Annotated in this window: 9 protein-coding genes and 1 pseudogene; 6 read left to right on the top strand and 4 right to left on the bottom strand. The window is 33.1% G+C overall.

Annotation, left to right across the window (positions count from 1 at the left end; translation table 11 throughout):
* Positions 1-612 (bottom strand): collagen-like repeat preface domain-containing protein (locus tag GFJ36_RS13825; protein WP_194956670.1); only part of this gene is annotated, 612 nt, incomplete at its 3' end.
* Positions 613-2,232: 1,620 nt separating this feature from the next.
* Between GFJ36_RS13825 and GFJ36_RS13820 the strand changes: the two genes are divergently transcribed.
* Together GFJ36_RS13820 and GFJ36_RS13815 are read left to right on the top strand one after the other, a co-directional pair.
* Entirely contained in the window at positions 2,233-2,958 is a 726-nt protein-coding gene (locus GFJ36_RS13820; protein WP_240514099.1) for a glycosyltransferase family 2 protein, read from the top strand.
* Positions 2,959-3,569: 611 nt separating this feature from the next.
* Positions 3,570-4,100 carry a GNAT family N-acetyltransferase gene (locus GFJ36_RS13815; protein WP_097890170.1) on the top strand — a complete coding sequence of 177 codons (531 nt, stop codon included), beginning with the start codon at positions 3,570-3,572 and terminating at the stop codon, positions 4,098-4,100.
* Between the two features lie 411 nt (positions 4,101-4,511).
* Here the strand turns inward: GFJ36_RS13815 and GFJ36_RS13810 are convergent, their stop codons facing one another.
* Positions 4,512-4,691, bottom strand: coding sequence for a hypothetical protein (locus tag GFJ36_RS13810; protein WP_097890171.1), 180 nt, complete (start codon positions 4,689-4,691; stop codon positions 4,512-4,514).
* 138 nt (positions 4,692-4,829) lie between these two features.
* On the opposite strand from GFJ36_RS13810, the gene GFJ36_RS13805 reads away from it, so the two are divergent.
* The 4 genes from GFJ36_RS13805 to GFJ36_RS13790 all read left to right on the top strand — a co-directional run bounded on the left by GFJ36_RS13805 (position 4,830) and on the right by GFJ36_RS13790 (position 8,722).
* Positions 4,830-5,051, top strand: a complete 222-nt coding sequence (locus GFJ36_RS13805) for a hypothetical protein (protein WP_000807684.1) — start codon at positions 4,830-4,832, stop codon at positions 5,049-5,051.
* A gap of 80 nt (positions 5,052-5,131) precedes the next feature.
* Positions 5,132-5,431 carry a hypothetical protein gene (locus GFJ36_RS13800; RefSeq protein WP_097890172.1) on the top strand — a complete coding sequence of 100 codons (300 nt, stop codon included), beginning with the start codon at positions 5,132-5,134 and terminating at the stop codon, positions 5,429-5,431.
* A gap of 1,145 nt (positions 5,432-6,576) precedes the next feature.
* Positions 6,577-7,893 (top strand): BclA C-terminal domain-containing protein, encoded by a 1,317-nt coding sequence (locus GFJ36_RS13795; RefSeq protein ID WP_097890173.1) that lies wholly within the window; start codon positions 6,577-6,579, stop codon positions 7,891-7,893.
* Positions 7,894-8,266: 373 nt separating this feature from the next.
* Complete coding sequence (locus GFJ36_RS13790) at positions 8,267-8,722, top strand: MarR family winged helix-turn-helix transcriptional regulator (protein WP_097890174.1); 456 nt, start codon at positions 8,267-8,269, stop codon at positions 8,720-8,722.
* A 109-nt stretch (positions 8,723-8,831) separates the two neighbouring features.
* On the opposite strand, the gene GFJ36_RS13785 is transcribed toward GFJ36_RS13790, so the two are convergent.
* Both GFJ36_RS13785 and GFJ36_RS13780 read right to left on the bottom strand, forming a co-directional pair.
* Positions 8,832-9,131, bottom strand: coding sequence for a hypothetical protein (locus GFJ36_RS13785; RefSeq protein WP_000060546.1), 300 nt, complete (start codon positions 9,129-9,131; stop codon positions 8,832-8,834).
* 740 nt (positions 9,132-9,871) lie between these two features.
* Positions 9,872-10,000: pseudogene (locus tag GFJ36_RS13780) on the bottom strand (DUF1064 domain-containing protein); the annotation flags it as partial.
* Positions 10,001-10,241: the final 241 nt, after the last annotated feature.

Here is a 10,241-nt window from a genome sequence, read left to right as displayed (position 1 = left end):
CGTTGGACCTGTTAGGCCTGTCGGACCTGTTGCTCCCGTTGGACCTGTTGCTCCACCTCCAGGACCTGTTGGGCCTGTTGGACCTGTTACTCCACCTCCAGGACCCGTTGGACCTGTTGGGCCTGTTGGACCTGTCGCCCCTGGCGTAGCATTGATTAATTGAATTAATAAATTAAAAAGAAGTTGTAAAGTTGCAGAATCAACATTTGAGTTGCAGGATATAGGGATAAGATCTAAAGCGAAGAAGAATTGTGCAAGGGCGCTATAAAATTGTTGCAATAATGTAGACAATTGTCCTAAATTAGGAGCTGGAGATTGTAATAAAACTAAAATACTTTGAGTTAATTGTTTCAAAAAATTAACTTCTGGGGAAGGTAATAAGGAATTTAAGAAAATTAAAAATTGATTAAACAAATTGAATAACGCTACTCTGTTTGCATCACTTGGATTTGCAAAAAATGCTGAAATAGCTGATACTAATGAGTTTAGTAAAGTAATTAATTGACTTAATTGTTCCCTAGTAATAGGAACTGACTGTGGATTTTTACAACAATCTGCTGAAAAAACAATCGGATTGCAGTTATTATGATCAAAACAATCATTATGTTTCATTTATTTCCTCCTTATTTAATAATTTTGAGAGAATACTCTTATACTAAGAAACACTCAATTGTAATAGCGTTGAATATTTTTGAATATTCATTTTTCTTAGAATAAAAATAGTTACTAATAATTAAACTATAAAAATTCAGTTTAATTACTTTCACAACTCACATAATATAAGTATACGCATCTATTTATCTAGTGCTTAGATTAATTTCCTAATAAAAACGCATATTTTTAAAGGAATACATTATTACTCCTATCAACGTGTTTATTTTATCAATAAATGAAAAGACATATTAATTTATAAGTTCAATAATTCCATTCTAGAGTAATATCAAATGAAGTTTTTTGAAAAAGTTTAACCCTCACAACCTAGTTGTTTGTATCATGAGTTTCTAATAATGCATTGTATTTTCCATTAAGAGCTAATCATTTTGCTTTTGCCGACTAATTTTTATTTCTTTGTAACAACTTATACTCATCTTACATACATTATCTTGAATCCTTACTTTTCAAACCATTTAATTGTTCATGACTCACAAACATTAACAATATTTGAATGGTGTACTGATTCATAGAAGAGTACCATATAATGGTGCTCTTTTTTATTTCAAAAATTTTATATGAAATCTGTATACTTTTTTGATCAATTTCCAATAAAATTTCTTTAAACCTTAAATAATATCATTGATTATTTACTCCGAGAAAAGGAATTTTTTGAAGGCCCCTTTTTTAATACACTAAATATACTTTAAATTTTGATACATACTTTAAATACAGAAACTTCTAAGACATTTCAGTTAATATTTCTTTAAGATTGGAGCAGTTAGCTTTTGCTAGCTGTTTTTTTGTTGATCATTCTTTTAAGAGGAACCAGTTATATGCATAATAGCTCAAATAAAATCCATACTATATTTAGGTTAGGTCTTAAAATCTAAAACCCTTATTCCAAACTTAGACCTAATTGATCGCTCCTCTCCCTTCCCTGGGGCTAAGTAGCTAGCTTTTGCTAGCTATTTTTTTGTTCTTATCATTCTATTTATTACATATATCTACAACGTAGCTCATTTTGTTCAAAGACAGAGTTACCTCCTAACTTTAGAGCACTATAAATATGTGCTCTTTTTTATATGAAAGACACAAGAAAAAATTGCATGCATACATTATAATGAGCAAACTCACATTATATGTTTTCTCCTGAAATTCTTGATCAAAGAGCATCTACACATGATGCTCTTTTTCATTTCCTATAAAGTAAAATTTTGTATAAAATATACACACTTAATCGAAAATAACTTCATAAAATATTATGTGTTCCTTTCTTTATAAATTGAAATAGTCTTTACAAAATGAGCCTCGTCACGAGAGCACTTTATTAAGTGCTCTTTTTTATGTTCTAAATTAATACAAAATGAAATTTTTATTTAAATGTGTTTACACAATTTTTTTACATATCTTTTTGGGTTTTAAACTCATTTAAATTAATACCTAAGAATTATTAGGATAAGCAACATATTATAATAAAACAAAAAAGATTTTATCCATTGTTAAACGGAGGTGTTTCTAATTAGTACAACTTTAATTTCACATTTTTACAATGAAGAGTATTTACTCCCCTGGTGGTTAATGCACCACACAAAACTATTTGATCATGGCATTCTTATTAATCGTGGATCTACTGATCGTTCGGTTGAAATATGCAAATTATTTGCACCTCATTGGGAAATCCGAGATTCAAAAGTATTAGAGTTTGATGCCTTATTAGTTGATCAAGAAGTAATGGAAATAGAAAAAGAAATTACGGGATGGAAAATGGTTTTAAATACCACTGAATTTCTTTGCTGTGTTGATAAGGAAGCCTTTTTCACTTCTCTTGCTACTTTAGGGAAAAACATGTATTCCATTAGGACTATTCTAATGGTGGATGAACCTTCTCACGGTTATACCAATCCGAGATACGGCATTCCCCTTGTCAAACAGCGTTACCATGGGATAATAATCCATCCTACTCCACCTGCCCCATACTACGGTGGCAGATTCCTCCACAATTACTCGCAAGGTAACTATTCGGCGGGGCGACATTGGTCGTTTCATCCATTTACCGTTTACATGTATCCTGCTTTCGTTTTAAAATTCTTTTACAGCCCATGGAATAAAGCTATGAAAAATCGAAAATTACAAATTGGTCCGACTCTTTCTAGACATAGCATCCAGCATGGCTTAGGTACTCATCACCTAGCAACGCTTGATGAATTAGAAAAAAAATATCTATTCTTTGCAACTTCAACTATTGATCTTCGATTACTCCCAGAATATCAAGCTTTATTTCCAGATTTATATTTTCCTAACTAGTAATCCATCAAAAACATTTTGAAACTTTCCATACGTTCTTTACTTTTAAGTAAGAGCCATTCCTTATTAAAATAGTGTTTTTGTTAAAATCTTTTCACATTTAAATTGGACAAGCATATATTATTGTATCTCCTCTTTTCTTTCATAGAATTTTACATTTGTTGAGACAACACCCCTTTCGGATGTTGTCTTTTTTCTTATGCATAAAATAAGAATTTTGTTCATTTTTAGCTTTCAGAATGAATCTGAATCCCACCATCTTTTTTAATTTATTCCCATATTTCTGCAAGTGTCATTTCTTCAACAAATTTCTCTTTCATTTCTTTTCATGCCCCTTTCTATTTCAAATAACTATTTTATTATATTCCTTGCACTTTTAAATGAGACAAGCATATGTTATAGTATAGTGTTTCATCACTTATATACACTTCCTTTTTTCAAGAGTACATATTCGATATGTACTCTTTTTGCATTACTATAAAATAACACTTTTGTTCAATTTAGTAATTTCTTATATAATGGAAGTTAACTAATCCAGAAGGGACTGAATTATGCGCAGATATCAATATTTTTAATCTACCCATCACAACAACATAATGGAGGTAAAAGTATTGATTACAGAATTACAAGCACAAAGATTACATTTAAGACAAATGAAGGAATCTGATTCATTAAGCATGCTTAAAATATGGTCTAATCGTGACGTTACACAATTCATGAATATAAGCAATTTCACTGATAAAAACCAAGTAAAAGATATGATTCATTTTCTCAATGAACTTGCTCAAAATAACAAAGCTCTCCGTTTTACTATTATTGAAAAAGAATCTAATCAAATTATCGGTTCATGTGGCTATAATTTCTTAGATTTCGAAAACTCAAAAACAGAGATTGGTTATGATATTTCGAAAACATTTTTGGGCAAAGGTTATGCTCCTGAAGCGATTTCTGCTCTATTAGATTACGCTTTTACACATCTGAAACTAAATCGTGTCGAAGCAAAAGTTGAACCTAAAAATGTGAACTCTATAAAAGTATTACAAAAATTACAATTCACTTTTGAAGGGACTCTAAGAAAAAGCGAAAAATCAGCTGGAAAGCTTATTGATTTAAATATTTATTCGAAATTAATAACCGATTAATTTTAATCACTCAGCCTATACTATATTTAAGTATAGGCTTCTTTAATTTTTATACAAAATTCAAATTTGGTCTTTATCAAAAACTTCAATATCATGTAAAACCTGCGTAAAGATTACTGCGATCCAAACTACCCACCAGATAAACGTTATATAATGCACTTGCAAATACCCGATTTGCGCAATACTTGCTTTCCATACGGCTTATGCTTGAGTGCTTGGAGAAACACTAGACTTTTTTGATTTTTCTCATATCAGTTGAACCCGTCCATTTCCCTTCACGTTCCCACTTCTTCTTGAGTTTTCCAACATAGGTAAAGCTACACTCATACATAATGCTGATTTCCTTATCTGGAATCCCCTCTTGATTTATACGATACGGTTTCCCTCCGTTCGATCTACTCTATTGAACTTTTACTTCATTTCCTTTTTACATTCTTCAAGAAAATCGATAGCCTCTTGAACCTGTTCTTTTGTTGAAAGTAATTCCATCACATTGCCCTCTGTGTTAAATACATGAATTTGTCTTTCCTTGTACTCCATCCCTAACATCCCATCATCACCTAAAAGCTTTACGTTATCTTCCTTTTTCAAAACCTCGCTTTCTATTCAAAGTATTATTTTATAAACATATTAACTAGCAAAATAATTAGTATTATTAAGCTATTACTCCAATCATTCTATTTAATTTATACATATTTTAATAGTAAATCGAGGAAAGGAGGTTTTTATATGGCTGAGCATACAAAATGTGTATGTGAACAATTAGAAAGATTACAGTTAGGTACAGAAGTAGATGTTTTCCTTACAGGAACAACACTAGAGGATCTTATTTTTACTAACTTTAATCCAGATAATTTTTGTGTAACATTTGTAGACAACACAACAGAACCTGGCTCTATAATTGTTTTGGACTGTCGTGATATTCAAGCGCTTAGAATTGAAGCTGAGTAGAGTAAAGATGGGGCTTTGAAAAAAGCCCTATTTCATACAGCATATTTCAATATAAATTATAAAATAGAGGAGCCGGAAAAATGTCAGTTTTCATCAACTATGCTATTACTCCCAAAGTATTCAATCCTAATCTAACATCTCTTCCAAATAACCGAATTTCTTTTATCCCAACCCCAAAAGAGAATTCTAAAAATATTTGTTATCTTTTAGAAACATTTTACTTAGGAAAAAAAATAAAACAGCTGTTAGTTAACGGCACAATATTAAAAGCTTCTATATTTGTAGGATTCCATAATAGATTCGGCCTTGCTACATTTATAGATGAAAGCGGAGATATCACTGTAGTTAACTGTGAGCGTATTGATGCGATTGTGCTTTAATTGTGAATTTATATGTGAATAATAATCATTATTTTCAAGATAAACGTGTAGTTCTTACACATAACGCCAGTAACTGTTACTATAAGAGACTAGGTCTGTAGGACACTAATATATAGTTCTTTTTTTAGGCTCAACCGAATAAAATTCAACATTCCGTTAATAATAAAAATACAGTTTCTAAATTCCCTTCATACCCGAGGGCTTAGCGGCTAACTTTTGTTAGCGGCTCTTTTTGTGTTTTACACGAATAAAAATCTAAATTTTCCCGATACTATATAAGACTTTATAAAGTTAGCTTTAAGTTCTTCCCACTCTAGCTTTCTTGGTCGAGAGCCGAGCGGTTAGCTTTTGCTAGCTGCACTTTTAATTACACATTTTTGTCTTAGCACTCATATAATACTGAGAATTAAAAAATCATTTCATGTTTAAAGGAAAAGTATTCTTTTTCATTACTCCACTCCCTCTTTAAATAACACTGTTTGAATAGATTTTTAAAGAGGGAATACATTTAATAATCTTGGTTACACTGTAAACAGGCTCGTGAATAGCCAATTTTACTAATACCTACTCTATGTCTATTACCTTGGGCCGAGCAATTAGCAAAAGCTAATTGCTCTTTTATATTGAGTTAATAATAAAATTTAGGTCTTATTCCTTTTCTACATCATATATTTTTAACCTAACCATCCAGCTCAAAGTGTTACCTCCTATCTTAAAGAGCACTGATGCATGGTGCTCTTTTTAGTTTCCTTATTTCTACAAAATGAAATTTTTATACAAAATACACACAACTAAATTCACATAATTTCATATGATATATTGCATCATTTCTTTTTAGAATGGATAGTCGTTACAGAAGGGCGCTTTCCGAAGCGCTCTTTTTTAATATCCCCTGCACTAAATAATTTTTGAATTATATCTTAATTTCGAGAACACTCACAAGTCATAGGTTTACAATAAGTCTTGGTCAGAAGAGCACTTATATATGGTGCCCTTTTTGGTATGGAATTTAAAATAGAGGCTTGCTCTTAAAACCTATTATGTAATTTTCATAGGTTTTTTCCTTACACCCCTGTGTCTGTTTACTCATAAGTTGTTAAAGTATAAATATAAATTGATAGTTAATTTATAAGGGAGGTGTAAAAATGAGTAAATTTAAAAAGCATTGTTGTCACATACCCTTTCCTTTACCTCAAATAGGGCCTACTGGATTAACCGGTGCTACTGGACCTTCGGGACCTTCGGGACCTACTGGAGCTACCGGACCTTCAAGTGGACCTCGGGGACCTACCGGACCTACTGGAATTCAAGGTAACCTGGGACCTACTGGACCTCAAGGTATTTCTGGACCTCAAGGGATTCCTGGGATTTCTGGATCTATTGGTCCAACTGGACCTTCTGGAATTCAAGGTATCCAAGGCATCCAAGGCATTCCTGGCATTCAAGGCCCTATTGGACCCACTGGAATAACGGGGGGCACTGGAATTCAAGGGATTCCTGGTATTCAAGGGATTCCTGGCATTCAAGGCATTCAAGGGATTCCTGGCCCGACCGGACCTCAAGGGATTCCTGGCATTCCTGGTTCTGTAGGTCCAACTGGACCTTCTGGAGCTGTTGGACCTACCGGCCCTTCCGGGGGACCGCCAGGACCAACGGGCCCGACTGGACCTTCCGGGGGACCACCAGGACCAACCGGAGTGACTGGCCCCACTGGACCAACTGGGTCACCAGGACCAACCGGACTTCAAGGTATCCAAGGTATCCAAGGCATTCCTGGCCCCACTGGACCTCAAGGAAGTCAAGGGATTCAGGGGATTCAAGGTGATCCAGGGCCTATTGGTCCTATTGGACCCACTGGAATAACTGGGGCAACTGGAATTCAGGGTATCCAAGGTATTCAAGGCAATCCAGGACTTATTGGACCTATCGGCCCGACTGGCCCAACTGGGCTTCAAGGTATCCAAGGCATCCAAGGCATTCCTGGGCCTACTGGATTACCAGGAACCGCTGGAGCTACCGGACCTACTGGGCCTGCCGGTCTTACAGTATCTGGCTTATCCCAGTATGCTTATGTTTTCAATACAGCAGCTCAAGTTGTTGCCTTAGAAGCACCTATTCTTTTTAATTCACACGGTAGAATCACATCCGGTTTTACTCATACGCTCGGAACTTCTCAAATGACAGTTATTAATGCTGGAGATTATAAAATTTCTTTTTCTGTATCAGGAGTTGAACCTAATCAATTTGCCCTCTTTTTAAATGGGGCTCCCGTTACCAACTCCATTTATGGATCAGGTGCAGGTACTCAACAAAACAATGGGCAAACAATTCTCACTTTAGCAGCAGGTGATATTATTACCCTTAATAATCATACTTCCGCTGCTGCGGTTACTTTGCAGACTTTGGCGGGTGGAACACAAACAAATATAAATGCTTCGATTGTAATTGAAAAATTAAATTAATTTAATCATTTATTTCTTGAAACTCTGCCAGTAAATAACCTGGGATGGATTCTTTTTTCAACAAGCAGTTAGCTTTTGCTAGCTGCTCTTCTATTTTGTTCCTACTCCTATTTCCTAAAAAATCTTTACTTTATTCCTCCTTGAATAAAATCAATAATTCAGCATATAATATCTATGCATCTAGATTATTACCTTTGTATCGAGCAGTTAGACTGGGCTAACTGCTCTTTTATTTGTGACAAAATGAAATTTTTATTAAGTTTTCTATTAATAACGTGTATTGATTTCTTTTCTAAATTACTTTAGAGATAAATAGTTCATTGGTGAACTATTCTATGTTAAACTAAATTAAAAAAGAAAAGGGACGATTATTATGAGTTTAAAAAATCAAAGTTTCAAACAAGCAGGAGAAGTTGTCCAATCATTTGTAACAATAAACAAAGAGATTATAAAGTTCACCCATCAAAACGCCTCCAGTTTAGGATTAACAATACAACAAATGGGTATCTTAAATACAATTTATGCACTCCCTAATGTTACTCTTAAAGAGATTTCAGAACGTCTTTCAGTTCCTAAAAGTACAGTGAGTGTGAATGTAGATGAATTAGTTAATCTACAGCTCATCGAGCGAAAACAATCAGATGAAGATCGTAGAGAAATAAAATTAAAGGTAACAAACCAAGGACAAGAAGCATCGAAAAAATCCATTGAAAACTCTACTTCCTACAAGGCAATGGAATTAGCACTACAACAACTTCAAGAAGATGATGTTCAAACATTATTGCGTATTCATAAAGATTTATTAATCTCTCTACAGCAATTTCGTTAATTGATGTAAACCATTTTAAACACAAATTCTAATTCTTATTTTTCAAAGAACTGAGCAGTTAGATTTCACTAGCTGTTCTTTTATTTAAAATAGCGTTTTTATTAAGAAATTAGTCATTCCAACTAAAACGGATGTAATGTTCGTAATAAGATCCACCTAAAATGTTTTTCTTTTCTTCTACCTTAAATTCAACTTTCACACCATCCATTAATTCTTGTAACTTTTCCGTGAATGGTTTTGAGTGCAGAATATGCTTGTCTGGATTTTCTTTATGAATTTGATATCTATAACCTGAATATCCAATTGCAGCACTTTCGATTATTACGTATTCCATTTCCTCTGCAAATTCCAATACCTTTTCATCAATGACTTTTTCTTGGAGTTCTTTCAAATTCCCCACTAAGGACATTTCCATTCTCCTTTCTCTCAAATAACGATTTTGTTTTAAATCCTCACATTCCTAAAAAAAATACATACAGTATCATGAGGTATTCTTTTTTATTTTTCTTAAGGAACGCTTTAAAAAGCGCACTTTAGTTTTTAAATAAAGATTTTGTTTTACTTTTGCTAGCTACCCTTCCCTTGTATAAATGCACCTTTTTTTACATACGATATTAAAATCCAAATAACCCTCTTTTAGGACGGTACTAATATGAACAAGACATTAAAATACATTTTAATCTTCTTTTGTGCGGTATTTTATATTGTAATTATGGGCTCGATTGTCTATCTAAACTTTGTTTAAGAGCATTTTATTCCTCCAAGCAAGAAATCTAAGATTGAACATAAACATTCATAATTAGCTATAAGGAGCGCTCTACAAGGCATTCTTTAGCTTTAAAATAAGATTTTGTTTAGTTTCCATTAACCATTTTGATTCATTTGCATACAGTATTATCAAAAGGAATTTCACAGGTTGCTCTGGTCCAGTTACCTTGAATTTCTTGCAGACCTTGTGGGAAGAATCTGTTTGTAACGAACGGATTCTTTTATTTATTTTTCATACAAAATCTTTTCGTTTTTCTAAAACCTAATTTACCGATTACGAATAAGAGATTCCTTTTAAATGTTCAGAAGAAATCTCTTATTCTTTTGTACATGAAAAGACTCCGATACATATCTCATTTTTTAAAGTTACTTAATTTTTCATTGCAATTCAAAGCTTGTAATTTCACCTGCAGCTTGACGTATTTTTAACCCGGAGTAATAATCCGCTTCTGCTTTACTATCAAATACATGGCCGTCTAGTCTTACCTTTTTATTGTTATATTTACTCATTGTTTTTCTCTTTTTCTTTACTGATTAACTCAGTAATTTCATAGACACCGTTTATCAAACATTCCAAGTATCTTCACCCCTTGAATATTTTTTCAATAAAAATACATACTATTTTCAAGCCGCCGTATCCACGGCTAATACTTCTTTCTTTTATTACAGCAGAAGCAGGTAGGTTCTTAACTTATCTGCTTTTCCTGTATATTTTTTTAATATCGAAAATAATACCAACAAGCTGTTTGAA

Origin of the sequence: Bacillus sp. EE-W1, assembly GCF_009760835.1 — a bacterium.
Taxonomy (GTDB): Bacteria; Bacillota; Bacilli; order Bacillales; family Bacillaceae_G; genus Bacillus_A; species Bacillus_A wiedmannii.
The sequence above is the reverse complement of the archived record's forward strand: the minus strand, read 5'-3'. Positions and strand labels throughout refer to the sequence as shown.

Excerpts from the sequence above, each read along its gene's own strand:
- GFJ36_RS13820 (WP_240514099.1), top strand. The coding sequence starts at position 2,233 with ATGCACCACACAAAACTATTTGATCATGGCATTCTTATTAATCGTGGA.
- GFJ36_RS13790 (WP_097890174.1), top strand. The coding sequence starts at position 8,267 with ATGAGTTTAAAAAATCAAAGTTTCAAACAAGCAGGAGAAGTTGTCCAA.
- GFJ36_RS13795 (WP_097890173.1), top strand. The coding sequence starts at position 6,577 with ATGAGTAAATTTAAAAAGCATTGTTGTCACATACCCTTTCCTTTACCT.
- GFJ36_RS13785 (WP_000060546.1), bottom strand. The coding sequence starts at position 9,131 with ATGTCCTTAGTGGGGAATTTGAAAGAACTCCAAGAAAAAGTCATTGAT.
- GFJ36_RS13800 (WP_097890172.1), top strand. The coding sequence starts at position 5,132 with ATGTCAGTTTTCATCAACTATGCTATTACTCCCAAAGTATTCAATCCT.
- GFJ36_RS13805 (WP_000807684.1), top strand. The coding sequence starts at position 4,830 with ATGGCTGAGCATACAAAATGTGTATGTGAACAATTAGAAAGATTACAG.